The sequence below is a fragment of the Streptomyces sp. NPDC044106 genome (genome assembly GCF_056433985.1).
This window is the reverse complement of record NZ_JBWKFZ010000003.1, coordinates 520,137-543,414: the sequence shown is the minus strand read 5'-3', so window position 1 is coordinate 543,414 and position 23,278 is coordinate 520,137. Positions and strand designations below refer to the sequence as shown.

Sequence of the window (23,278 nt, the reverse complement as noted above, 5' to 3'; positions counted from 1 at the left end):
TGTGCTTGCTCTTGCCGAACATGGCGAGGTCCTCTCACGGATGCAACGGCATGAGCAGCGGCCCCGGTGTTCCAGCACCGGGGCCGCGCGCCGTTAGGAGGAAGCCGCACAGGGTGCGGCGGCGCGGTCAGCGAGTGCGACCGCAGCGCCCCGGGCGGGATTCGATCCCGCGCCCCTCACGGCGAGATACCGAGGCAGTAGAAGTGCGCGGACCTGGTCCGCGCGGTCCGTCTTTTCGACTCGGGGAGACGGGGCCCACCTATTCAGTTCTCAAACAACGACAGCTCCTCGATGAGCGCGGTAGCCGCAGCTCCCGTCCTCACGGGACTCACCAAGCACTGTCCTTACAGGCGGCACACTCAAGGGAATTGAACCGCTTGCTCAACTTGTTGGTACAAGCTGATGCAGTGATGCTGCACCCACGGACAGTGAGTCGTCAAGGGATTGGGGCCCACATGTACCAACAAGTTGCGCGAGTGCGTCATGATGAGGGCATGAACAAGCAACCGAAGTACCGGCAAGTGGCCGATGCTCTGCGCCGCGAGATCGACAACGGCACGTACCCGCCGGGGTCTCGGTTGCCGTCGGAGAGTGAGCTTTCCGCCCGGTTCGATGCGTCCCGGAACACGGTCCGATCGGGACTGAACCTGCTGGTCACCCAGGGTTTGATCTCGTCAAGCCAGGGGCTCGGATACGAGGTGACCAACCATGAGGTCTTCGAACTCAACGCTTCTCGATTCGAGAACCTGAGCTTCCCTCAGAACGGTGACGCGTACAGCACGGACGTGACGAACGCAGGACGCCGGCCGTCCCAGACCTTCCGGGTGGAGATGAAGCCTGCCCCCGTGTACATCGCGGAACGGCTCAAGGTGGAAGTGGAAGCCACGACCGTGCTCCGCTTCTGCCACCGCTTCGTCGACGACGTGCCGTGGTCGACCCAGGCGACGCACTACCCGGAATGGCTGGTCAAACAGGGGCCGCGACTGACGGAGCCAGGCGACATCGCGGAGGGTACGACTCGGTACCTCGCGAGCCTGGGCATCACGCAAGTCGGCTACTTCGACGAAATCGCAACTCGCATGCCCACCCCGGACGAGGCGCGGCTACTGGAGATCGGAGCGGGCGTCCCCGTCATGCTCTGGACCCGCACCGGCTACTCGGAAGACCAGCCGATTCGCTGCACCATCACGACCTTCCGGGGTGATCTGAACCGGATGAACTACGAGATCGGCGACCTGTCCGCCCGAAGCGAGAATGAGCCCCAGTGAGAATCATTCCTGCTCAACCCAATGACGTGACCAAGCTGCTGGCCTTCCGCGAGGAGGCTGCGGCTTGGCTCACCCGTCTCGGCAGCGACCAATGGCAGCGCCCGTATCCTGCCGACCGGCTGCTAGCCACGATCGAAGCAGGGACCGTCTTCATGGTGATGGATGGCGCGGATACGGCGGCAACCATCACCCTCACACCAGATGCGGAAGACGGGCTCTGGACAGCACGGGAGCTGCAAGAACCCTCTTTGTTCATCAACAAACTGACCGTGGCGCGTACACACGCGGGGCGGAACGTTGGTGGTCGCACGCTCGATTGGGCAGGCGAGCGGGCGTTCCATGCCGGCGCCAAGTGGCTACGCTTGGACGCCTGGACGACGAACGAGAGACTTCAGCACTATTACCTTCGCCAGGGGTTCGAGCACGTGCGCACCGTCAAGGAGGGCAGCGCTGTGAACGGAGGGCCGCGCGTCTCTGGTTGGCTGGCGCAGCGCCTCACCGGTCCGACGGAGCATGGATTCGAGGATCTGACGCCCGCGCCTGAGCCTCTTTCGCCCTGAGAGCCGGGCCGTCTCCGGGCCGTCCGAGGACAACCGGCAACGACCAATGACGACCAACGACGACCGTCGGTTCGCAGCTCAGTTGGTGTGTGCAGTCCGCTGACCAGGGGCGAAAAACGGGCCCACCAGACCCAGGGCAAGAAGAAGTAACTCTGCGGCTGCGACTGCACGCCCCCTGCCTGCGGGTTCCCCGTCGGTAGGGGGCTGCTCTCAGGGGCTGCCGGAGTCCGTGACGCCCTTCGCGAGGCTGCCGACCACGTCGAGGATCCACTGGCCGAAGGCCGTCGGGGCGATCAGTACGCCGAAGACGAGCACGATGACCACCGTCAGCTGCTCGTCATTGCGGCTGCGGGCCTGGGTTCGCCTCCGCAGGCGCAGCACGATGATGACGGCCAGAAGCACCGCCACGTTGATCGTCAGTACCACGACCAGACCCCCTCACGTGCGAACGTCCCGGCTTTCCTGTGTAACCCGGACCACCTTCCGTGGCCCCGCGGCCACCCTTAGTTGGCAGCAAACCGTTCATCGACGGCCGGATCGGCACGTGCACGACGTGTATGCCGTGGTCACGGCGGGGGGATTCCGGCGCGGTCGGCCTGCCCGCCACGCGCGCGTGCGCCGTTGATGCGCCCCGCCCCCCTGGGCATGCAATGGGAAACAGGCAGTACCTCGTACGCCTTCGAGGAGGAGACCATGGCCGAGTCCCCCGTGCGCGAATCCGTCCCCGAGCCGCCCGTCGACACGCCTGGGCTGCCCACCCTCGTACTCCTGGGAGCCTGCGGCTGCGGCTCGGGGTGCGGTTGCGGGTGTCAGTCCGGTGGGCCCTGCTCGTGCGGCGGCGGCTGCGGCTGACCCACGGCCGGAGCACACACGCGCACACGAACCGTGCCCCGCACGACACCTGATGTCGAGCGGGGCACATGGGTGCGGAGGGCTACGCGCCGCCGCCCTCCACCGGCGCCGGAGCCGCCGCCGGGCCCGCCGCAGGACCCGTCGCCTGGATCTCGTCCGCGTGTTCGCCCGTGACCAGGTACACGACCCGCTTCGCCACCGACACCGCGTGGTCCGCGAAGCGCTCGTAGTAGCGGCCGAGGAGCGTCACGTCGACGGCCGTCTCGATGCCGTGCTTCCAGCGGTCGTCCATCAGGTGCTGGAAGAGCGTGCGGTGCAGCTGGTCCATCTCGTCGTCGTCCTGCTCCAGCTGGAGCGCCAGGTCGACGTCCTTGGTGATGATGACCTCCGCCGCCTTCGCCATCAGGCGCTGCGCGAGCTGGCCCATCTCCAGGATCGTGGCGTGCAGGTCCCGCGGCACCGCCGAGTCCGGGAAGCGCAGCCGCGCCAGCTTCGCGACGTGCTGGGCGAGGTCGCCCGAGCGTTCCAGGTCGGCGCTCATGCGCAGCGAGGTGACGACGATGCGCAGATCCGTGGCGACCGGCTGCTGGCGCGCGAGCAGGGCTATCGCGCGGGCCTCCAGGTCGTGCTGCAGATCGTCGACCTTCTGGTCGGCGGCGATCACGCTCTCCGCCATCTTCAGGTCGGCGTCGAGCATGGCCGTCGTGGCGCGCCCGATCGCGGACCCGACGAGGCGGGCCATCTCGACCAGGCTCTCGCCGATCGAGTCAAGTTCCTCGTGGTACGCGTCCCGCATGTGGCTGTCCCTCTCTAGGTACGTCTCAGGGGGCTGGCCCCGAATACTCCAGTACGTCTCAGGGGGCTGGCCCCTACGCTCCAGTACGTCTCAGGGGGCTGGCCTCTACGCTCCCACGGTGCGGGCCCGACGCGTCCGTTTCCGGCACCCCAAATGAATCACCCCCGTCATCAAGGTGAACTGTGGGCGACGGAGGGCGACGACCCCGCCCGCACCCGCCCCCGCCCGGCCGGGGGAAGTGAACCGGCACCGTCCCCACGGTGAACTCTGGGCGACGAGTGTTCGAGGCGGCACCCGTTTGGCTGTGGGCCACGCTGACCAGGCGCATAACCTTGGACCCATGGACGTGAACGCGGCGGTCGCCGCAGCGGCAGCGATCGCCGGGGTGTGCACCGGTGTCATCGCCATGCTGGCGTTCCGATGGAGCGAGCGCGACCAGAAACGCCCCACCCGGACCTCCCTGCACACCGACCCCGTACTCCCGCCGGGGGTGGACACGGTGCTCTCCGTGCTGCGCTCCTCCGCGGTCGTCCTCGACGAGGCCGACAGCGTGGTCAAGGCCAGCTCGGCGGCGTACGCGCTCGGTCTCGTACGCGGCGGGAAACTCGCCGTCGAACCGATGCTGCAGATGGCCCGCGACACCCGCCGCGACGGGGAGATACGCCAGGTCGAACTGGACCTGCCGCGGCGCGGCACCGGCCGCGGCGAGGCCCTCGCGGTCTCGGCGCGCGTCGCCCCGCTCGGCTCCCGGCTCGTTCTGCTCCTCGTGGAGGACCTCACCGAGGCCCGCCGCATCGAGGCCGTACGGCGCGACTTCGTCGCGAACGTCAGCCACGAGCTCAAGACCCCGGTCGGCGCCCTCTCCCTCCTCTCCGAAGCCGTCATGGACGCCTCCGACGACCCCGAGGCCGTCGAGCGCTTCGCGGGCCGCATGCAGATCGAGGCGACCCGCCTGACCAGCCTCGTCCAGGAGCTCATCGACCTCTCCCGGGTGCAGAACGACGACCCCTTGGAGGACGCCGAACCGGTCCGTGTCGACGAACTGGTGGCGGAGGCGATCGACCGCAGCCGCCACCAGGCCTCGCACAAGCAGATCACCATGGCGGCGGGCGGCACCGCGGAGCTCCAGATCTGGGGCAACCGCGGCCAGCTCGCCGCGGCCCTCGGCAACCTCGTCGAGAACGCCGTCAACTACAGCCCCGCCCGCACCCGCGTGGGCATAGCCGCCCGCCGGGTCGCGGCACCCGGCGGCGACCTCATCGAGGTCGCCGTCACCGACCAGGGCATCGGCATCTCCGACAAGGACAAGGAGCGCATCTTCGAGCGCTTCTACCGCGTCGACCCGGCCCGCTCCCGGGCCACCGGCGGCACGGGCCTCGGCCTCGCCATCGTCAAACACGTGGCCGCCTCGCACGGCGGGGAGGTCACCGTGTGGAGCTCCGAGGGACAGGGCTCCACCTTCACCCTGCGGCTGCCCGAGGCGGCCGCGCACCGCGACCGCGGAACCGGTCGCGGCGGCGGCCTCGACGAGGAGACCGCCGCGGGCGACGAATCCGCCGCGAACACCGCGTACGAACCCATTCCTGCCCCGGAGGTCCTTCCGTGACCCGAGTGCTCGTCGTCGAGGACGAGGAATCCTTCAGCGACGCCCTGTCCTACATGCTCCGCAAGGAGGGCTTCGAAGTCGCCATCGCGGCGACCGGCCCGGACGGACTCGACGAATTCGAGCGCAACGGCGCCGACCTCGTCCTGCTCGACCTGATGCTGCCCGGCCTGCCCGGTACCGAGGTCTGCCGCCAGCTGCGCAGCCGCTCCAACGTCCCGGTGATCATGGTCACCGCCAAGGACAGCGAGATCGACAAGGTGGTCGGCCTGGAGATAGGAGCCGACGACTACGTCACCAAGCCGTTCTCCTCGCGGGAGCTGGTGGCCCGCATCCGGGCCGTCCTGCGCCGCCGCGGCGAGCCCGAGGAGGTCGCCCCGCAGGCCCTGGAGGCGGGCCCGGTCCGCATGGACGTGGACCGGCACGTGGTCACGGTCTCCGGCTCCAAGGTCGACCTGCCCCTGAAGGAGTTCGACCTCCTGGAGATGCTCCTGCGCAACGCGGGCCGCGTCCTGACCCGCATGCAGCTCATCGACCGCGTCTGGGGCGCCGACTACGTGGGGGACACCAAGACCCTCGACGTCCACGTCAAGCGCCTGCGCGCCAAGATCGAGCCGGACCCGGGGGCGCCGCGCTACCTGGTGACCGTCCGCGGTCTCGGCTACAAGTTCGAGCCGTAGGCCGTAGAAACGCAGGCGGCAGCCAGCAGGCCGTAGGCAGTGATGAAGGGCGGGACCCCGACCGGGTCCCGCCCTTCATCACTGCCGTGCTGCGTTACGTACGCCGATCAGTGCTCGGCGCCGGTGTCGGTACCGGTACCGGTGTTGGCACCGGCATCGGTACCCGCGTCGGTGCCCGTACCGGCGTCGGTACCCGCACCGTCGGCCTTGTCCGAAGGCTTCGTGCTTCCGCCGTCCGACGGCTTGTGGGAGCCCTTGCCGGAGTCGCCGGGCGCCGGCTCACCGGACTTCACGGGCTTGCCCGGCTTCCCCTCCGGCGACTGCGGGGCCTGGCTCGGGCCCCACTTGCTGAAGTAGCTGCCGGCGGGCACGACGAACGCCTTCATCTTCACGTCGCCGGTCTTGCCGAACGAGAAGGTGACCGGCTGCGCGTTGCCGTCCTTGATCGACTCGCGGCCGGCGGTCAGGACCGCGGAGGCGTTGTTCTTGCCGCCGATGACGATGGAGCCACCCGCCGGGATGGTCAGCGGACCGTTCGGCTTGGAGGCCTTGTCGTCCTTGCCCGCGGTGAGCTTGGCCTTCTTGGACGAGCCTTCGACCGAGATGGCGTTCAGGGTCTCGGGCTTGTCGCCGGCGTTGAAGATCGTCGCGGAGACCGCGGCCGGGCCCTCGGTCTCCTTGTCCGGCTGCGTGATGACCATGGCGTTCTGGATCTTGATGTCGCCGACGGAGGTCGCGGCGTTGTCCGGCTTGACCTCCATCGTCTGAGCGTTGTTGCCTGCGGCGCACGCGGAGAGCGACGCGAGCGAGAACGCGAGGGCGGTGGCGGCGAGGGCGCCGCGTCGAAGGCTGCGGCTCACGGCGGCGGCAACTCCTTGAACGTGGGCGGTACAGGACAGGACGGGCGACAGTAAAGCCGCCCTAAGGGTGTGTCAGCGCGCTTAGGTTACCGAGCCGTTCCCGCACCATCGCACCCGACCCGCCCCTTAGGGCACCCGGGCCACATCCGGACCGCACCCACGCCACATCCGGACCGCACCCGGACCGCACCTGGACCGCATCCGGACCGCGTCCGAGCCGCATACCGCGCCACATCCGCGCCGCCTCCCGGTCCGCGCGCCCCTTGCCTACTCCTCCGCCACCCTCCGCCTCACCGGCCCCAATGACCCCACCGCCACCATTCGCATAAGCGCCGTCAAGTGCTCCGGCGGGCCGTCCTGGGGATTTCCGGTAAGGAATGCATGGTGGTCCGGAGAATTGATCACACGACTGCTTGATCAATTCCGGAATCGCCGGGAAACGCTTCGGGTGGCGCTCAGCACACCTCTTCGACCCCCGAACGGAGTATCGAAAGTTCACCGCTTGGAACCGCGCAAACCGGGACGTTCGGCCGTCCTGGACGCTCTTGAGGGGCGCGCGGCAGGCGCGTTTCCGGCTCCCCGAAGAGCCGCTCCGACCTGCGAATACCCCGTTCCGGGAGCCCTCCGCAGCACGTTCCTGTTGCTGTTGTCAAGCCCCGAGATATGCCCTGACCTGCGAAAACGCCATTCAGAAGAGGCGATTCTCGTGTTAGGATGGATAGCCACGGAAGGGGTACCTGTCACATGACGTTCAAGGTTGGCGACACCGTGGTCTATCCCCATCACGGGGCCGCGCTGATCGAGGCTATCGAAACTCGCCAGATCAAAGGCGTGGACAAGACCTACTTGGTGCTGAAGGTCGCTCAGGGCGACCTGACGGTGCGTGTGCCAGCGGACAATGCGGAGTTCGTCGGTGTGCGTGATGTGGTCGGGCAGGACGGCCTCGACCGGGTCTTCGAAGTACTGCGCGCGCCGTACGCCGAAGAGCCCACGAACTGGTCGCGTCGCTACAAGGCAAATCTCGAGAAGCTCGCCTCCGGCGATGTCATCAAGGTCGCGGAAGTCGTGCGTGACCTGTGGCGTCGTGAGCGGGAGCGGGGCCTGTCGGCCGGCGAGAAGCGCATGCTCGCCAAGGCCCGCCAGATCCTGGTGAGCGAGCTCGCCCTCGCGGAGAACACGAACGAGGACAAGGCCGAGGCCCTGCTTGACGAGGTCCTCGCGTCCTGACGCGGACGGTCCGAGGCGCCTGCCTCGGCGGTCTCGCGCCGCATCGGCGCAGCGCTGCCCGGTGCGGTAATGATCGGCGCAATAATGCCGCGGTGCCCGCTGACCCTTATGGGAGTCGCCGGGCGCTGCGGCATGTTCGTACCCAGCCGTGTGCGGCCCCGTGGGAGCCGTGTTGGGCGTGCCGGGCTCCGGCAGCCGACTCGACCAGATGTCACGGAAGGGGTCCGGTCGAGGCTCGTGCCCGGCACTCCCCTGGCTCCGCACTGCGCTCGAGCCGGGGGCACGCCCAGGCCATACCCACGTCGGTCGAGCACACAAACCTGAACGGAACCGATGTCTAGCGAATCCCGTACCGCGGTGGTCATTCCCGCGGCTGGGCGGGGCGTGCGCCTCGGCCCTGGCGCCCCCAAAGCGCTTCGCGCGCTGAACGGCACCCCGATGCTCATCCACGCCGTGCGCGCCATGGCGGAATCCCGGGCCGTCTCCCTCGTCGTCGTGGTCGCACCGCCCGACGGCGCCCCCGAGGTCAAGACCCTCCTCGACGACCACGCGCTGCCCGAGCGCACCGACTTCGTCGTCGTACCCGGCGGTCAGAGCCGCCAGGAGTCCGTGCGCGCCGGTCTCGACGCCCTGCCGCCCGGCTTCGACATCGTCCTCGTGCACGACGCGGCCCGCCCCCTGGTGCCCGTCGACACGGTCGACGGCGTCATCGAGGCCGTACGCGAGGGAGCGCCCGCCGTGGTCCCCGCGCTGCCCCTGGCCGACACCGTCAAGCAGGTCGAACCGGCCACGGAGCCCGGCGGCCCCGAAGCCGTCGTGGCCACCCCCGAGCGGGCCCGGCTGCGCGCCGTGCAGACCCCGCAGGGCTTCGACCGCGCCACGCTCGTCCGCGCCCACGAGAGCGTCACCGGCCAGGTGACCGACGACGCCGGAATGGTCGAGCAGCTCGGCCTGCCCGTCGTCTGCGTGCCGGGCCACGAGGAGGCCTTCAAGGTGACGCGGCCCCTCGATCTGGTGCTCGCCGAGGCCGTCCTCGCCCGCAGGAGGGCCAACGATGGCTTCTGACGCCCACCAGGTGCCGCTGCTGCCGCAGGTCGGCATCGGCACCGACATCCACGCCTTCGAAGAGGGCCGCGAACTGTGGTGCGCGGGCCTGAAGTGGGAGGACGAGGGCCCCGGACTCGCCGGCCACTCCGACGCCGACGTCGTCGCGCACGCCGCCTGCAACGCGCTCTTCTCCGCGGCGGGCCTCGGCGACCTCGGCGCGCACTTCGGCACCGGACGCCCCGAATGGTCCGGCGCCTCCGGTCTCACCCTGCTCACCGAGGCCGCCCGCATCGTCAGGGCCGCCGGCTTCACCGTCGGCAACGTCGCCGTGCAGGTCATCGGCGACCGCCCGAAGATCGGCAAGCGCAGGGAAGAGGCGCAGAAGGTGCTCTCCGAAGCGGCCGGAGCCCCCGTCAGCGTCTCCGGCGCCACCACCGACGGCCTCGGCTTTCCCGGCCGCGGCGACGGGCTCGCGGCGATCGCGACCGCCCTGGTCGTCCGTACACCGGCGTAAGAGCCGCAGGACGCGGCGACGTCACAGTTCGGTGCCCTGTGGCCCAACGGGGCACAGGGCACTGCCCGGCGCCCACTACCCTGGAGTGGTGACGATTCGCCTGTACGACACCAGCGCCCGGCAGATCCGTGACTTCAGCCCCCTCAACGACGGCTGTGTCTCGATCTACCTCTGTGGTGCCACGGTGCAGGCGGCCCCGCACATCGGGCACATCAGGTCCGGCCTGAACTTCGACATCATGCGCCGCTGGTTCACCTACCGCGGGTACGACGTGACGTTCATCCGGAACGTGACCGACATCGACGACAAGATCATCAAGAAGTCGGCCGACCAGGGCCGTCCCTGGTGGTCGATCGGGTACGAGAACGAGCGCGCCTTCAACAGCGGATACGACGCGCTCGGCTGCCTCCCGCCCACCTACGAGCCGCGCGCCACCGGGCACGTGACCGAGATGGTCGAGATGATGCGCGGCCTCATCGAGCGCGGCCACGCCTACGAGGCCGACGGCAGCGTCTACTTCGACGTGCGCTCCTGGCCCCAGTACCTGGAGCTCTCCAACCAGGACATCGACGACCTGCGCCAGCCCGACGAGGGCGTCGCGGGCAAGCGCGACTCGCGCGACTTCGCCATGTGGAAGGCCGCCAAGCCCGGCGAGCCCGCCTGGGAGACCCCGTGGGGCCGCGGCCGTCCCGGCTGGCACCTGGAGTGCTCGGCGATGGCCCACAAGTACCTGGGCCGCGAGTTCGACATCCACGGCGGCGGCATCGACCTGATCTTCCCGCACCACGAGAACGAGATCGCCCAGGCCAAGGCCTTCGGCGACACCTTCGCGCGGTACTGGGTGCACAACGGCTGGGTCACCATGAGCGGCGAGAAGATGTCGAAGTCCCTCGGGAACTCGGTCCTCGTCAGCGACATGGTCAAGCAGTGGCGCCCCATCGTCCTGCGCTACTATCTCGGCACCCCGCACTACCGCTCGATGATCGAGTACAGCCCGGAGGCGCTGCGCGAGGCCGAGTCCGCGTTCTCCCGCATCGAGGGCTTCGTGCAGCGCGTGGTGGAGAAGGCCGGCGGGATCGTCGAGCCCGCCGCCCAGGTGCCGCCCGCCTTCGCCGACGCCATGGACGACGACATGGGCGTACCGCAGGCGCTCGCCATCGTCCACACCACGGTCCGCCAGGGGAACTCCGCCCTGGCCGCCGACGACAAGGAAGCCGCCGTGGCACGCCTCGCCGAGGTGCGGGCCATGCTCGGCGTCCTCGGCCTCGACCCGCTCGACCCGCACTGGGCCGGTGGCCAGAGCGACCGCGGCGACGACCTGCACGGCGTCGTGGACACCCTCGTCCGTCTCGTCCTCGACCAGCGCGAGGCCGCCCGCGGCCGCAAGGACTGGGCCACCGCCGACACCATCCGCGACCAGCTGAACCAGTCGGGCCTCGTCATCGAGGACAGCCCGACAGGGCCCCGCTGGACCCTCGGTCCGCGCTAGGCGACACCGCTGATGTGCCGCCCGGCCTTTCGGGCGGCACACTTCATAGACGTACACCTCCGTGCGCGTACGCATGTACGCGCCCACGCACCACAACAGACAGGTAGGTCATGGCCGCTAACAACCGCCGCATGTCCGGCAAGAAGGGCGCGCAGGTCGGCAGCGGCGGCAATCGGCGCCGCGGCCTCGAGGGCAAGGGTCCGACGCCGCCCGCCGAGGCGCGCAAGGGGCACGTGAAGAACCGCATCGCCACCGCCAAGGCCAAGAAGGCGGCCGGCGGCCGTCGTCCCGCGGCCAGGAACCGCGGCGGCAAGGGCACCTCCGAGATGGTCGTCGGCCGCAACCCCGTCTTCGAGGCGCTGCGCGACGGCGTGCCCGCCACCACGCTCTACGTCCAGCAGTTCATCGACAACGACGAGCGGGTCCGCGAGGCGCTCCAGCTCGCGGCCGAGCGCGGCGGCATCCACCTCATGGAGGCCCCGCGCCCCGAGCTCGACCGCATGACGAACGGCCTCAACCACCAGGGCCTCGTCCTCCAGGTCCCGCCGTACGAGTACGCGCACCCCGAGGAGCTCGCCGCCGCCGCGTACGACGCGGGCCAGGACCCGCTGATCGTCGCCCTCGACGGCGTGACCGACCCGCGCAACCTCGGCGCCGTCGTCCGCTCCGTCTCCGCCTTCGGCGGCCACGGCGTCCTCGTCCCCGAGCGGCGCGCCGCCGGCATGACGGCAGGCGCCTGGAAGTCGTCCGCGGGCACCGCCGCCCGTACGCCGGTCGCGCGCTGCACCAACCTGACGCGCGCTCTGGAGGCGTACAAGAAGGCGGGCGTCGCCGTCGTCGGCCTCGCCGCCGACGGTGAGCACGAGGTCGGCGACCTCCAGGCGCTCAGCGGCCCGGTCGTCATCGTCGTCGGCAGCGAGGGCAAGGGCCTGTCCCGCCTCGTCGGCGAGACCTGCGACTTCCGCGTGCGCATCCCGATGCCGGGCGGCGCCGAGTCGCTGAACGCCGGTGTGGCGGCGGGCGTCGTGCTCTACGAGGCGTCGCGCCACCGCAGCTGACCGGCGGCGATGTCCGGGCCGCGGTGATCTCTTGACGCGGCCCGGACACTTCCCCATGGTCAAGGCAGTGTCCTAAACACACATCACTCGGTTAGATGAGTGTGGACACCAGAACACCCCGCACTCCCACGGGGGGAAGCTCGTCAGGTTTCGACGATGCTCCCGCGCTGAGCATGGTGAAGGTGCCGAGCGACCCGGCGCAGGTCATCGTCAATCACGCGAGTTTCCGCGTGCAGCTTCCCGCCGCTGGGCGCACTCAATCCCCGCGCATCTCACGGCACTTGGGCATCCCCGACGAGACGGTGCGCATCCCCGCCACCGGGGCCGCCGCCAAGCGCCGCGCGCCCGTCGTCTGGAGCGGGAAGTCCGATCCGGACGACACCGGCGCGATCAGACTGCTGCAGGCCGTACGCGGCAACAGCGTGCGCCGTTCGGCCGAAGAGGCAGGACCCTACGACGACGCGGGCGCCACCCAGGTCATCCCGCGCATCGAGGACGAGGGCCCCGAGACCGCCGAGACACCCGCCGTCATCGGACCCCGCACCCCCGCCTCCGGCACCCGGTTGCTGCCGCAGATGCGGCTGCCCGGCAGCGACTACGACGAACGGCTCGCCCAGCAGGCCGACGAGAACGCCCACGACGCGTACGACGGCTACGACGACGGCTACGACGAGGGCTACGACGAGGAGGGCGACGAGGGCGAGGAGCGCCCCCGCAGGCGCGGCTCGGACCCGGTCCGGCACGCCTACTACCCCGGACGCCGCATGAACCTCGGCGTCGTCCTGCTCCCGCTGCGCGTCTTCCTCGGCTTCATCTCCATCTACGCCGGGATGGGCAAGCTCTGCGACCCCGTCTACTTCGACGGCGGCGAACGCGGCTCCATGGTCAAGTGGCTCACCTCACTGCACCCCTGGGCACTCGCCGAGCCACTGCGCGACTTCGCCCTCCAGCACCCCGTGGGCGCCGGACTCTGCATCGCCTTCCTCCAGGTCGTCGTCGGCGTCCTGACGGTGCTCGGACTCTGGCAGCGGGTCGCCGCCTCGATCGGCGTGCTGCTCTCGGCCGCGCTCATCGTCACCGTGAGCTGGAAGACCGTCCCCGCCTACGACGCGCCCGACATCATCTACCTCGCCGCCTGGTCACCGTTGATCATCGCGGGCGCGCCCGTCTACTCCGTCGACGGACGCCTCGCAGGTGAGGCCTGGCGCACGCTCGGGCCCCGCGTCGACATCTGGGACCTGCGACGGCGCGTGCTGCGCCGCGGCGGCCTGATCGGGGCGGTCGTGGTCGGCCTCACCCTGCTCATCGGATCGATGCTGGGCGGCGCGGTGCGGGACGCGGACCGGGTCACCGCGCCGGGTCCCGGCGAGGCGCCGCGCAACGAACTGCCGGGCTCCCCGCTCCCCGGAGACCCCGCGAAGAAGCGGCAACACCGCCAGTCGCAGAGCCCCACCGCATCGGCGGGCCCCTCCCCGACGCAGGGCAGCTCCGCGAGCCCCACGCAGGGCGCCACGGCGCCGGGCGCGGCCCGCTCCCGCGAGAGCGGCACGGTCGGCTCCACGCAGCCCAGCCAGCCGCAGGGCAGCAGCGGCACGGCGGGCCAGGCCCCGCCGCAGCAGTCGGCGCCGCAGCGACAGCAGCAGCCGGCGGCCACGACCGCGGGCCCGTCGTCCAGCGGCGGTTCCGGCGGCGCGGGCGGTGCGGCGGGTGGCGCCGGTACGTCGGGTGGCTCAGGGGGCGGCGAGGAGCCCCGCGGACTGCTGGGCGGAGTGCTCGGCCACTGACGCTCCGACGTCCCGCCCACGCCTGTTCCGCCTACGCCGACGGGGCCCCGCACACGTATCGTGCGGGGCCCCGTCGGCGTATCCGGAAGGGAAACCTCCTGGGCCCTCAACGGCCCTGTGCGGCGAGCTCCTTGGCGGCCTCGGTGAGGTCCTTGGCGGTGTCGATCGCCCGCCAGTAGGCGCCCTGCGGCAGCGGGAACCCCGCCAGGCGCTTGGCACGGGCGAGGCGCGGGAACGTGGTGCGCTCGTGGTCGCCGAGGTCCGGCAGCAGCTCGGTGAAGGCCGCCGAGAACACGTACACGCCCGCGTTGATGAGGTACGGGGACGGCGGCGCCTCGATGAAGTCCGTGATGTGGCCGAACGCGTCCGTCTCCACGGCGCCCCACGGGATGCGAGGGCGGGCCAGGGCGAGGGTCGCGGTGGCGTCGCGCTCGGCGTGGAAGGCCGCCATGTCGCGCAGCGAGAAACGGGTCCAGATGTCGCCGTTCGTCGCGTACCAGGGCTGGTCGGCGTGCGGCAGGTGACGGGCGGCGTACTTGAGGCCGCCGCCGCGGCCGAGCGGTTCCTTCTCGACGACCGTGGTCACGTTCAGCGGGAGGTCGGCGGCGTCCAGCCACTCCTGGAGGACCTCGGCGAGGTGGCCGCAGGAGACGACGGCGTCCGTCACGCCCTCCGCGGCCAGCCAGGCAAGCTGATGGCCGATGATCGGGGTCCCCGTGCCGGGGATCTCGACCATCGGCTTCGGCCGGTCGTCGGTGTAGGGGCGGAGGCGGGAGCCTTGGCCTCCGGCGAGGATCACGGCTTGCCTGGGAGGCGGGTCAGCAGTCATGCACTGCACGATAAGCGGACAGCGCGGAGCTCTGCCCCCGGCCCCACCCGCTGCCCCGCTTCCCGCCCCGCCCCCGGCTTCCGCTCCCGGTCGCGGGACGGCTCAAGAGGCGTACCGGGCGACGCCTGTGGCGTAGGACGTGTCGCAGACGGGCCTGGCGTACGACTGGGCGCGGCTCGGGCCGTACACCCGCACTGCGGCGCGGCCGAGTGCGCGGGCGAGCGAGGCGCAGTGCCGGGCCAGCGAGGGGTGGCGGTTCACCTCCTGCTGAAGGTGGGTGAGCGCGACGCCCGGGTTCTTCTCCTGCAGTTCCAGGAGGAGCCGGTCGCGCAGGATGTCATGCGGGGCGCGCGACTTGGCGGGCTTGGAGAGGTTGTCGGCGGACGCGGTCAGCATCGAGTCCGAGGAGTCTCCCGACCAGTTGACGCTGGTGACCGCGAGGGTCCCGGAAAGCACCAGCATCACGGGCAGGACGAGGGCGAGCGTGCGGCCGATGCGGCGGGCGGGTCCCCGATGGGATCGGCGCTTCTGGGTGTAGTTGGCGGAGTGCGTCACGCGAGTGAGCGTAGCGCTCGGTGATGATTTGGCGACATTTAGTCACTCGGTTGAGCGACAGAGAAGAATGTTTTCCTGGAGCGGTGTTGACGCGGCCCCGGTGAAATGACCCGTTGTGCCGGGGTATTTGTCGACACCCGCACCCCTGTGCGGCAGGCCGTACGCGAAGGGCCCCGTACCTGCGGTACGGGGCCCTGTCGGCTGTTTGACGGTGCGTCAGTCGGTGAGGCGCTCGCCCGTCGACGTCGAGAACACGTGGGTCTCGCCCGGCCGCGGCACGACGTGCAGCTGGGCGCCCTTCTCCGGGACCCGGCGGCCGTTCACCCGGACCACGAGGTCCTGGTGCTCGCCGCCGACCTCCGCGGAGCCGTAGACGTAACCGTCGGCGCCGAGCTCCTCGACGACGTTCACGGAGACGGCCAGACCGGCCGGCGCGTCGGCGGTCTCCTTGGAGAGGGTCTTCGCGGTGGTGCCGTCCTGCTCGACGATGTCGAAGTGCTCCGGGCGGACGCCGACGGTGACGGTGCGGTCGCCGCGGTCGGCGGCGGCGGACAGCGCCTCGCGGTTCACCGGCACCACGGAGTTGCCGAACTTCACGCCGCCGTCGGTGATCGGGACCTCGACGAGGTTCATGGCGGGGGAGCCGATGAAGCCCGCGACGAAGAGGTTGGCCGGGCGGTCGTACATGTTGCGGGGCGAGTCGACCTGCTGGAGCAGACCGTCCTTGAGCACGGCCACGCGGTCGCCCATGGTCATGGCCTCGACCTGGTCGTGCGTGACGTACACGGTGGTGATGCCGAGACGCCGCTGGAGGCTCGCGATCTGCGTACGGGTGGACACGCGCAGCTTGGCGTCGAGGTTGGAGAGCGGCTCGTCCATGAGGAAGACCTGCGGCTCACGGACGATCGCGCGGCCCATCGCCACGCGCTGGCGCTGACCGCCGGAGAGCGCCTTGGGCTTGCGGCCCAGGTACTCGGTGAGGTCGAGGATCTTCGCCGCGTCCTCGACCTTCTGGCGGATCTCGGCCTTGTTGACGCCGGCGATCTTCAGGGCGAAGCCCATGTTGTCGGCGACGGTCATGTGCGGGTACAGCGCGTAGTTCTGGAACACCATGGCGATGTCCCGGTCCTTCGGCGGCAGGTGCGTGACGTCGCGCTCCCCGATGCGGATCGCGCCCTGGTTCACGTCCTCGAGCCCCGCGAGCATCCGGAGCGAGGTCGACTTGCCGCAGCCGGAAGGGCCGACGAGGACGAGGAACTCCCCGTCCGCGACGTCGAGCTCAAGCTGGTCGACGGCGGGCTTGTCGCCACCCGGATAGATGCGGGTCGCCTTGTCGAACGAAACAGTGGCCATGGTGAGGGCCCCCTTCACCGGCAGGAACGTGCCGGACGATCCGTTGTAAAGAGAGGAGTGGTGTAGTCCACCTGAGCGAACTGCTCGGACGGTACCCCGGGGGGGACCGGTCTGTCAGTAGTCGTGCGCGGGCGACCTTCGAGGAACATTTCGAACTTGGCGGAGCGGTTACCTTTTGGCTCGGGCCCCCGGAACGCAGGGCCAACCCTTCGTTGCTCCTTGGTGGGGCTCTTTATAGGCGACGCCGGGCGGGCGTGGTGCTTGCGTCGGTCGGCGATGCCGAGCGCCTCGCGCTTGGCCTGTGGCTTCGGGAAATATGCGCTGTGTACAGTGGGAGCGCCTCGGGCCAGCCTTGTGCTGTGCGTGCTGCCCCCTTAGCTCAGTTGGCCAGAGCGGGTCACTTGTAATGATCAGGTCGTCGGTTCGATTCCGACAGGGGGCTCGAAAAGCCCAGGTCAGAGTGCATCTGGCCTGGGCTTCTCCATGTCGTGAAGTATCTCCCGTGCGGTACCTCCCGTGCAGTACCTCTCGTGCCCGCGTCGAGCTCCTGCCCTGTCAGCGGCGGCGCAGCGTCCTGTCCGTGAGTGCGGGCGGGTCGTAGTGGGTGACGTCGTGGTTTAGATCGGTGCCGGGAGGCACGATCTCGTCGATGCGGTCGAGGATGTCGCCGCTCAGGGCCGTTCCCGCGGTGCCGAGCAGCGAGGTGAGCTGGTCGTGGGTGCGGGGGCCGATGATCACGGAAGTGACGGCGGGGTGCGACAGGACGAACCCGGTGGCCAGAGCGGGCAGCGTCAGGCCGGCGTCGGCGGCCACCTTTCGCAACTCGGTGACCGCGGTGAGCTTGGCGGCGTTGCCGGGCAGGCTGGTGTCGAACAGCTGCGGCAGGAAATTCGAGCGGGTGGCTTCACCGGGGGCCGCGCCGTCCGGTCCGCCGTACTTGCCGGACAGCCAGCCGCCTGCGAGGGGGCTCCAGGTGAGGACGCCCATGCCGTACTTCTGCGCGGTGGGGAGCACCTCCCGTTCGATGGCGCGGGCCAGGATCGAGTACGGCGGTTGCTCGCTGCGGAAGCGGACGTGGCCGCGCTTCTCGGCGACCCACTGGGCCTCGACGATCTCACCGGCGGGAAATGTGGACGAGCCGATCGCCCGGACCTTGCCGGAGCGCACGAGGTCCGACAGCGCCGACAGGGTCTCGTCGATGTCGGTGTCCGGATCGGGGCGGTGCACTTGGTAGACGTCGATCCAGTCGGTGTCGAGGCGGCGCAGGCTGTTCTCGACGGCGCGGACGATGTAACGGCGGGAAGCGCCGCGTTGGTTGGCGTCCGTGCCCATCGGGTTGCTGAACTTGCTGGCGAGGACGATGTCGTCCCGGCGGCCTTTGAGGGCCTTTCCGACGATCACCTCGGACTCGCCGTCGGAGTACATGTCGGCGGTGTCGAGGGTGTTGATGCCCGCGTCGAGAGCGGTGTGCACGATGCGGACGGCCTCGTCGTGGTCCTTGGTGCCCCACGCGCCGAGCATCATCGTGCCGAGGGTGTACTCGCTGACGGAAATGCCGGTGCCGCCGAGAATCCTGCGGTTCATGAGTGCTTCCCTGTCCTTCTGTCCTGCGTGCAGCTGGTGTCGTGAGTGATCACCAGGTCTCGTGGTCGACCTTGCCCGCCGGTCGTGGCGGCTGCCAGGCCCGGCGGAGCCTGGTACCCGCAGGGCCTGGTTGGGCCGGGGGTGCCGGAGAATGGCCGGATGCATGCCGAGCCGGAGATCAACGCGTTCTTGAAGGCCCGCAGGGCGGCCCTGGACCCGGCCGCGTTCGGCCTGCCGTCCGGCGGGACGCGGCGAAGGGTGCGCGGGCTGCGCCGCGAGGAGGCGGCCCGCCTCACCGGGATCAGCGTGGAGTACTACACGCGCATCGAGCAGGGCCGCGGCGGGAACGTCTCGCCGGAGGTGCTTGACGCCCTCGCCCGTGGGTTGCGGCTGACCGCTGCCGAGCACGAGTACCTGCGGAACGTGGCGCACCGGGCGGCGCACAGCGGGGCCGCACGGCGGCAGGTGCGGGAAGAGCCGCAGGTCGTACGGCCCGGTCTGCGGGTCGTGCTCGATGCGATGGACGGTGTCGCTGCCCTGGTCTACGGCCGGGCCATGGACGTTCTGGCGTGGAACCGCCTCGGCGGGGAGCTGGGGTGCGACTTCGCGCAACTGCCCCCGGAGGAGCGCAACATCGCCAAGCAGATGTTCCTGCACCCGGACGCGGAGGCCACGCACCCGGAGGCGGCGCAGATCCGCCGCGAGATCGTCGCCGTGCTGCGTGCCGAGGCCGGCCGTACTCCGGATGGTGAGCGGCTGTGTGTGGTGGTCGGTGAACTCCGCCAGCGCAGCGCGGAGTTCGCGCGGTTGTGGGAGTCGCAGGAGGTCGAGGAGAAGGGGCACGGTGTCAAGCGCGTCCGGCATCCGGAGCACGGGTTGATGGAGCTGCATTTTCAGGCGCTGCGGCTGCCGCCGCCCGACGAGGGGCTGACGCTGCTGCTGTACGCGGCCGAGCCGGGCTCGCCGTCCCATGCGGCGCTGCTGGCGCTGTCGGGCGGGGCCCGGCCCCTTGCGGACGCCGGTGGTCCGGGTCGCTGAAGCCGCACCTGCGCGGGCGTGTCAGTGGCGTCCCGACAAGCGGTCCGCGATGCGGGCGAGCCGGGGGGCCGTGCTGGTCGGGGTGGTCAGTTCTTGGCGGTCCGCGTTGCGGTAGGTCGCGTACATGCCGTGGACGCCGAGCCAGCGGAAGGGTTCCGGTTCCCATTTGCGGACCTTGTGGTTGACCCAGGGGAGGGTGGTGAGGTCCGTGGGGCCTGCCTGGCCGGAGTCCTGTTGGATCAGGTCGCGCAGGGTGCGGGCGGCGAGGTTGGCGGTGGCGACGCCCGAGCCGACGTAGCCGCCGGCCCAGCCGAGGCCCGTGGCGCGGTCCAGGGTGACCGTGGCGCACCAGTCGCGGGGGACGCCGAGGACGCCGGACCAGGCGTGGGCGACGCGGATGCCCGCGAGTTGGGGGAAGAAGCGGGTCAGGATGGTGTGGAGGGCCTCGATGGTGGGCTGCTGCGTGCGGCCGTCGTTGTCCGTCTTCGAGCCGTAGCGGTACGGGACGCCGCGGCCGCCGAGCGCGATGCGGCCGTCGGCGGTGCGCTGGGCGTACATGTAGGCGTGGGCCATGTCGCCGAGGGTTTCGCGGCCCTCCCAGCCGATCGACTTCCACTGGGCGTCCGTCAGCGGCTCCGTGGCGATCATGGAGGAGTTCATGGGGAGCCAGGTGCGGCGCTGGCCCTTGAGTGCTGCGGTGAACCCTTCGGTGCAGCGCAGGACGTAGGGGGCGCGGACCGTGCCGTACGGGGTGACCGCGTGCTTGGGCCTGATCTCGGTGACGGGGGTCCATTCGTGGATCGTCACGCCGAGCGCATCGACGGCCGCCGCGAGGCCCTGCACCAGTTTGACCGGGTGCAGGCGGGCGCCGTGCGGTGTCCAGGTCGAGCCGACCGCGCCGGTCACCCGTATCCGCTCGGCCGTCTCGCGGGCGCCGTGCAGGGTGCGGTCCTTCTCGCCGTACGAGAGTTCCGTGTCGTGGAAGGCCTTGAGGCGGCGCAACTGGGCGGGGGTGTAGGCCACTTCGAGTACGCCGCCGTGGTGGATGTCGGCCTCGATCGATTCCTCGGCCGCGGTCCGGATCACCTCGTCCACCGTGTCGTTCATCGCCCGCTGGAGGCGGACCGCCGCTTCGTGGCCGTGCAGGCGGGCGTAGCGGTCGCGGCCCGCGATGCCGTTGTAGAGCCAGCCGCCGTTGCGGCCGGAGGCGCCGTAACCGCAGAACTTCTGCTCGAGGACGGTGACGCGGAGGAAGGGGGCGGCCTTCTTCAGGTAGTACGCGGTCCACAGGCCGGTGTAGCCGCCGCCGACGACGCAGACGTCCGCCGTCGCGTCGGAGGTGAGGGGTTCGCGGGCGGCGGGCAGGCCCTGGTCCGCGTACCAGAACGATATGCCGCCGTTGACGGTGCCGGTTCCCGTGCTGGTGCTGGTGCTGGTGCTGGTGCCGGTTCCCGTGTCCGTGCCCGTACTTCCGCTTGTGCTGCTCGTGCTCCTCGCGCTGCTCATGGGCGGACGTTACTGCGCAGGTGGGGGCCGTGTGGAGGGGGTGAGTCGGGCGGTGCTCGGGGCGCGGGATAGATTCCGATACTTTGAGCGGTACCTGACGAAATGCGGTACCTGTCGACATCTGGAGGGCTCAACTCATGGCCGTACACAAGGCCGGGCGGATGGCCGGAAGCAGGGCCGGTCGCGTCGCCGTCGCGGTCGCCGCGGCGGCGCTGATCGGAGTGACCGCGTCCGCCTGTGGCCCCGATGACGACCACAATGGCAGCACGCTCGGCCGCGTGAGCGAGAAGCCGGCCGCTTCGGCTTCGTCCGGCGAGAAGAATCCGGAGCCCGGCGCCCCGGCTTCCGGCGGCTCGGCGTCCGGTGGCTCGGCTTCCGACGATCCCGGAACCGGTGGCCCCGAGGCCAAGGCACCCCCGGCCGCCAGTGCCCGAATCGCCAAGGTCCCCGCCTCCGTGAAGGGAGGCGTGATCACCGTCGGCGATCCGAAGGCCAAGCATACGGTCAAGGTGTACGAGGACCCGCGCTGCCCGTTCTGCAAGAGGTTCGAGGACGGCGGGGCGCAGGCGCTGGTGAAGCCGGTCGCCGACGGCAAGGTCAAGGTCGAGTACACGATCGCGTCGTTCCTCGACGGCAGCCTCGGCGGCAGCGGCTCGGTGAACGCGGCCAACGCCCTGCGGGCGTCCGTGGACGCGGGCAGGTTCCCGCAGTTCCACGCCGCCGTCTTCGCCAACCAGGCGGCGCAGGAGACGGACGACGCGTACACGCCCGCCTTCCTGCTGAAGATCGCGGGCAAGGTCGAGGGCCTGCGCGGCGGTGCCTTCGACAGGGCGGTCACCAACGGGACGTACAAGAAGTGGGTCGGGGAGGCGATGAAGGCCTTCTCCGAGGACGGCATCACGGGCACGCCGACCGTCCTCGTCGACGGTGAGAAGTCCGACGGCAACTCCCTCTACGAGCAGGCGGCGTTCGCCGAGGAGCTCAGGGCGGCGGGCATTTCCTGAGGTGCGGGCGCGGGCGCGGAGTCCGTGCGGCGCCCCGTGTCAGCGGGTAGCAGGCCAGACCGATCAGGACCGAGGTGAAGTGGCCCAGGTCGGTGAAGGTCCTGCCGGTGATCAGCGGGGTGCCGTACACCGCGAGGACGACGAGGAGGTACCCGTACCGCCACGGCGTCGGGACGCGATACGTGAGCACGGCGACCACGCCCGCGAGCGCGTAACTCACGCCCACGTCAAGGGTGTTCACCGACGAGCGGGGTGCGGCGCCGTGGTGGACGGCGAGCGCGAGGACGCCCTCGCTGACGAGCGTGGCGAGGACGTGGGCGGGCACCGCCACCGCCAGCCAGCGCCGGGTGCCGAGCCACCGCTCGGCGCTCGCGTGGAACACCGTGTACAGGACGGCGTACGGCAGCCAGCCGCCGCCGTCGATCCAGAACGCGCTGGAGATCAGCACACGCACCGGGTTCCGTGACAGCTCGTGGATGTTGGTGGAGCGCTGGCGCAGGAAGTCGGCCTCGAACTCCGGCGACATGTGGCGCATCGCGACGGTCGTCACGAAGAGGACCACCAGCCAGATGTACGTCCCCGGGGCGCTGCGGACGTACGAGGCGATCCCCCGGACCGTGCCCCGGGTCGCGCCCCGGGTCCCGCCCCGGGTCCCGCGCAGCCCCCGTCCCCCCTGGATCGTGCCCCGGAAAATCCTCATGCGGTGATTCACGCACGTCGGTAGGGTCGCGCTCGTGATCGACATTCGGATTCCGGACGAGCTGGTCGAGTCGCAGCACAGGTACGCGGGGGAGCCGGGGCGGGCCTTCATCGCCGCGCTGCCGGAGCGCGTGGAGGAGATCGTCGAGCGCTGGGACCTGACGCTCGACGGGGAACCCATGCACGGCATGGCCGCGCTCGTGCTGCCCGTGGTGCGCGCCGACGGTACGCCCGCCGCGGTGAAGTTCCAGCTCCTCGACGAGGAGACCGAGGGCGAGCCGGTCGCGCTGCGGCTGTGGGGCGGCGACGGGGCGGTCCGCCTCCTCGACCACGACGCGGCCACCGGCACCATGCTGCTCGAACGCCTCGACTCCGGGCGGATGTTGTCGACGATGGCCGACACCCGCAAGGCGGTCCTCGTCATCGCCGAGCTCCTCGCCAGGCTGACGGCCGGGCCCGCGCCGGACGGCATGCGCCGGCTCGGCGACATCGCGGCCGAGATGGTCGACGACCTGCCGGGCGCGCTGAAGTCGGTCGCCGATCCGGCCGAGCGCGCGCTCGTGGAGCGGTGCGGGGGCGCGGTGCGCGAGGTCATGGGTGAGCCGGGCGACCGGATGCTGCACTGGGACCTGCACTTCGAGAACGTACTGGCGGGCGAGCGCGAACCGTGGCTCGCCATCGACCCCAAGCCGCTCGCGGGGGACCCCGGCTTCGATCTGTGGCCCGCCATCGACAACAGGTTCGACGCGGACGACGTGCTGTGGCGGTTCGACGCGATGACCGAGGTGCTGGGCCTGGACCGCGAGCGGGCGCGCGCGTGGACGCTGGGGCGGGTCCTGCAGAACGCGCTGTGGGAGATCGAGGACGGGCGGCCGCCGGTGGCCGACGACATGGAGATCGCGCGGCGGCTGCTCGGACGGTGAGACGGCGTTGTGTGCGGAGTTCCAGGTCATGTGGCGGAGCCACCTGTCC

Annotated in this window: 22 protein-coding genes and 1 tRNA gene; 14 read left to right on the top strand and 9 right to left on the bottom strand. The window is 70.4% G+C overall.

Going from position 1 to position 23,278, the window contains the following annotated elements:
• The first annotated feature begins 494 nt into the window (after positions 1-494).
• Both AC07DI_RS07580 and AC07DI_RS07575 read left to right on the top strand, forming a co-directional pair.
• Positions 495-1,268 (top strand): GntR family transcriptional regulator, encoded by a 774-nt coding sequence (locus AC07DI_RS07580; RefSeq protein WP_478902839.1) that lies wholly within the window; start codon positions 495-497, stop codon positions 1,266-1,268.
• A complete protein-coding gene (locus AC07DI_RS07575; protein WP_478902837.1) occupies positions 1,265-1,828 on the top strand; it encodes a GNAT family N-acetyltransferase in 564 nt (187 codons plus the stop codon). The genes AC07DI_RS07580 and AC07DI_RS07575 overlap by 4 nt, the downstream gene beginning before the upstream one ends.
• 210 nt (positions 1,829-2,038) lie before the next feature.
• On the opposite strand, the gene AC07DI_RS07570 is transcribed toward AC07DI_RS07575, so the two are convergent.
• Together AC07DI_RS07570 and phoU are read right to left on the bottom strand one after the other, a co-directional pair.
• A complete protein-coding gene (locus AC07DI_RS07570; protein ID WP_384261200.1) occupies positions 2,039-2,254 on the bottom strand; it encodes a hypothetical protein in 216 nt (71 codons plus the stop codon).
• A 508-nt stretch (positions 2,255-2,762) separates the two neighbouring features.
• Positions 2,763-3,476: a phosphate signaling complex protein PhoU gene (gene phoU, locus AC07DI_RS07565; RefSeq protein WP_384261197.1), complete on the bottom strand. Its 714-nt coding sequence runs from the start codon at positions 3,474-3,476 to the stop codon at positions 2,763-2,765.
• A 340-nt stretch (positions 3,477-3,816) separates the two neighbouring features.
• Between phoU and phoR the strand changes: the two genes are divergently transcribed.
• Together phoR and phoP are read left to right on the top strand one after the other, a co-directional pair.
• Positions 3,817-5,082 (top strand): two-component system sensor histidine kinase PhoR, encoded by a 1,266-nt coding sequence (gene phoR / locus AC07DI_RS07560; protein ID WP_384261195.1) that lies wholly within the window; start codon positions 3,817-3,819, stop codon positions 5,080-5,082.
• Positions 5,079-5,759 carry a two-component system response regulator PhoP gene (gene phoP / locus AC07DI_RS07555; RefSeq protein ID WP_030362171.1) on the top strand — a complete coding sequence of 227 codons (681 nt, stop codon included), beginning with the start codon at positions 5,079-5,081 and terminating at the stop codon, positions 5,757-5,759. Before phoR ends, phoP begins: the two co-directional genes overlap by 4 nt.
• A gap of 107 nt (positions 5,760-5,866) precedes the next feature.
• Here phoP and AC07DI_RS07550 read toward each other — a convergent pair whose 3' ends face one another.
• The gene (locus AC07DI_RS07550) at positions 5,867-6,619 is read right to left on the bottom strand and encodes a copper chaperone PCu(A)C domain-containing protein (protein ID WP_478902834.1); all 753 of its coding nucleotides are present in this window, start codon (positions 6,617-6,619) and stop codon (positions 5,867-5,869) included.
• Positions 6,620-7,363: 744 nt separating this feature from the next.
• Between AC07DI_RS07550 and AC07DI_RS07545 the strand changes: the two genes are divergently transcribed.
• The 6 genes from AC07DI_RS07545 (at position 7,364) to AC07DI_RS07520 (ending at position 13,738) form a co-directional block, all read left to right on the top strand.
• Entirely contained in the window at positions 7,364-7,846 is a 483-nt protein-coding gene (locus tag AC07DI_RS07545) for a CarD family transcriptional regulator (protein WP_003953493.1), read from the top strand.
• Positions 7,847-8,179: 333 nt separating this feature from the next.
• Complete coding sequence (gene ispD / locus AC07DI_RS07540) at positions 8,180-8,911, top strand: 2-C-methyl-D-erythritol 4-phosphate cytidylyltransferase (protein WP_384261191.1); 732 nt, start codon at positions 8,180-8,182, stop codon at positions 8,909-8,911.
• Positions 8,901-9,407 carry a 2-C-methyl-D-erythritol 2,4-cyclodiphosphate synthase gene (gene ispF, locus AC07DI_RS07535; protein WP_478902832.1) on the top strand — a complete coding sequence of 169 codons (507 nt, stop codon included), beginning with the start codon at positions 8,901-8,903 and terminating at the stop codon, positions 9,405-9,407. The genes ispD and ispF overlap by 11 nt, the downstream gene beginning before the upstream one ends.
• Positions 9,408-9,495: 88 nt before the next feature.
• A complete protein-coding gene (gene cysS / locus AC07DI_RS07530; protein WP_478902830.1) occupies positions 9,496-10,896 on the top strand; it encodes a cysteine--tRNA ligase in 1,401 nt (466 codons plus the stop codon).
• Positions 10,897-11,006: 110 nt separating this feature from the next.
• On the top strand, positions 11,007-11,954 hold the full coding sequence (gene rlmB / locus AC07DI_RS07525; RefSeq protein ID WP_478902828.1) for a 23S rRNA (guanosine(2251)-2'-O)-methyltransferase RlmB: 948 nt from the start codon (positions 11,007-11,009) through the stop codon (positions 11,952-11,954).
• A 95-nt stretch (positions 11,955-12,049) separates the two neighbouring features.
• The gene (locus AC07DI_RS07520; protein ID WP_478902826.1) at positions 12,050-13,738 is read left to right on the top strand and encodes a DoxX family membrane protein; all 1,689 of its coding nucleotides are present in this window, start codon (positions 12,050-12,052) and stop codon (positions 13,736-13,738) included.
• A gap of 106 nt (positions 13,739-13,844) precedes the next feature.
• Here the strand turns inward: AC07DI_RS07520 and AC07DI_RS07515 are convergent, their stop codons facing one another.
• The 3 genes from AC07DI_RS07515 to AC07DI_RS07505 all read right to left on the bottom strand — a co-directional run bounded on the left by AC07DI_RS07515 (position 13,845) and on the right by AC07DI_RS07505 (position 16,475).
• Positions 13,845-14,567, bottom strand: a complete 723-nt coding sequence (locus AC07DI_RS07515; RefSeq protein ID WP_384263952.1) for a nucleotidyltransferase family protein — start codon at positions 14,565-14,567, stop codon at positions 13,845-13,847.
• 102 nt (positions 14,568-14,669) lie between these two features.
• Complete coding sequence (locus AC07DI_RS07510) at positions 14,670-15,122, bottom strand: hypothetical protein (protein ID WP_384263950.1); 453 nt, start codon at positions 15,120-15,122, stop codon at positions 14,670-14,672.
• 216 nt (positions 15,123-15,338) lie between these two features.
• Positions 15,339-16,475, bottom strand: a complete 1,137-nt coding sequence (locus AC07DI_RS07505; protein WP_384263225.1) for an ABC transporter ATP-binding protein — start codon at positions 16,473-16,475, stop codon at positions 15,339-15,341.
• Between the two features lie 368 nt (positions 16,476-16,843).
• Here AC07DI_RS07505 and AC07DI_RS07500 point away from each other — a divergent pair.
• A tRNA-Thr gene (locus tag AC07DI_RS07500) sits at positions 16,844-16,917 on the top strand.
• Between the two features lie 113 nt (positions 16,918-17,030).
• On the opposite strand, the gene AC07DI_RS07495 is transcribed toward AC07DI_RS07500, so the two are convergent.
• A complete protein-coding gene (locus AC07DI_RS07495) occupies positions 17,031-18,059 on the bottom strand; it encodes an aldo/keto reductase (protein ID WP_478902824.1) in 1,029 nt (342 codons plus the stop codon).
• 159 nt (positions 18,060-18,218) lie between these two features.
• On the opposite strand from AC07DI_RS07495, the gene AC07DI_RS07490 reads away from it, so the two are divergent.
• Positions 18,219-19,097: a helix-turn-helix transcriptional regulator gene (locus AC07DI_RS07490; protein WP_478902822.1), complete on the top strand. Its 879-nt coding sequence runs from the start codon at positions 18,219-18,221 to the stop codon at positions 19,095-19,097.
• Positions 19,098-19,118: 21 nt separating this feature from the next.
• Here AC07DI_RS07490 and AC07DI_RS07485 read toward each other — a convergent pair whose 3' ends face one another.
• A complete protein-coding gene (locus AC07DI_RS07485) occupies positions 19,119-20,603 on the bottom strand; it encodes an NAD(P)/FAD-dependent oxidoreductase (RefSeq protein ID WP_478902820.1) in 1,485 nt (494 codons plus the stop codon).
• 137 nt (positions 20,604-20,740) lie between these two features.
• Here AC07DI_RS07485 and AC07DI_RS07480 point away from each other — a divergent pair, with 137 nt between their 5' ends.
• On the top strand, positions 20,741-21,607 hold the full coding sequence (locus AC07DI_RS07480) for a DsbA family protein (RefSeq protein WP_478902818.1): 867 nt from the start codon (positions 20,741-20,743) through the stop codon (positions 21,605-21,607).
• Here the strand turns inward: AC07DI_RS07480 and AC07DI_RS07475 are convergent.
• Positions 21,585-22,307, bottom strand: coding sequence for a rhomboid-like protein (locus AC07DI_RS07475; protein WP_478902816.1), 723 nt, complete (start codon positions 22,305-22,307; stop codon positions 21,585-21,587). The two genes, AC07DI_RS07480 and AC07DI_RS07475, sit on opposite strands and share 23 nt — an antisense overlap.
• Positions 22,308-22,341: 34 nt before the next feature.
• Here AC07DI_RS07475 and AC07DI_RS07470 point away from each other — a divergent pair, with 34 nt between their 5' ends.
• Entirely contained in the window at positions 22,342-23,229 is an 888-nt protein-coding gene (locus AC07DI_RS07470) for an aminoglycoside phosphotransferase family protein (RefSeq protein ID WP_478902814.1), read from the top strand.
• Positions 23,230-23,278: the final 49 nt, after the last annotated feature.

Coding starts and splice junctions, on each gene's coding strand:
- AC07DI_RS07580 (WP_478902839.1), top strand. CDS start 495: ATGAACAAGCAACCGAAGTACCGGCAAGTGGCCGATGCTCTGCGCCGC.
- phoU (WP_384261197.1), bottom strand. CDS start 3,476: ATGCGGGACGCGTACCACGAGGAACTTGACTCGATCGGCGAGAGCCTG.
- phoR (WP_384261195.1), top strand. CDS start 3,817: ATGGACGTGAACGCGGCGGTCGCCGCAGCGGCAGCGATCGCCGGGGTG.
- AC07DI_RS07545 (WP_003953493.1), top strand. CDS start 7,364: ATGACGTTCAAGGTTGGCGACACCGTGGTCTATCCCCATCACGGGGCC.
- ispD (WP_384261191.1), top strand. CDS start 8,180: ATGTCTAGCGAATCCCGTACCGCGGTGGTCATTCCCGCGGCTGGGCGG.
- ispF (WP_478902832.1), top strand. CDS start 8,901: ATGGCTTCTGACGCCCACCAGGTGCCGCTGCTGCCGCAGGTCGGCATC.
- rlmB (WP_478902828.1), top strand. CDS start 11,007: ATGGCCGCTAACAACCGCCGCATGTCCGGCAAGAAGGGCGCGCAGGTC.
- AC07DI_RS07520 (WP_478902826.1), top strand. CDS start 12,050: ATGAGTGTGGACACCAGAACACCCCGCACTCCCACGGGGGGAAGCTCG.
- AC07DI_RS07515 (WP_384263952.1), bottom strand. CDS start 14,567: ATGACTGCTGACCCGCCTCCCAGGCAAGCCGTGATCCTCGCCGGAGGC.
- AC07DI_RS07505 (WP_384263225.1), bottom strand. CDS start 16,475: ATGGCCACTGTTTCGTTCGACAAGGCGACCCGCATCTATCCGGGTGGC.
- AC07DI_RS07495 (WP_478902824.1), bottom strand. CDS start 18,059: ATGAACCGCAGGATTCTCGGCGGCACCGGCATTTCCGTCAGCGAGTAC.
- AC07DI_RS07490 (WP_478902822.1), top strand. CDS start 18,219: ATGCATGCCGAGCCGGAGATCAACGCGTTCTTGAAGGCCCGCAGGGCG.
- AC07DI_RS07485 (WP_478902820.1), bottom strand. CDS start 20,603: ATGAGCAGCGCGAGGAGCACGAGCAGCACAAGCGGAAGTACGGGCACG.
- AC07DI_RS07480 (WP_478902818.1), top strand. CDS start 20,741: ATGGCCGTACACAAGGCCGGGCGGATGGCCGGAAGCAGGGCCGGTCGC.
- AC07DI_RS07475 (WP_478902816.1), bottom strand. CDS start 22,307: ATGAGGATTTTCCGGGGCACGATCCAGGGGGGACGGGGGCTGCGCGGG.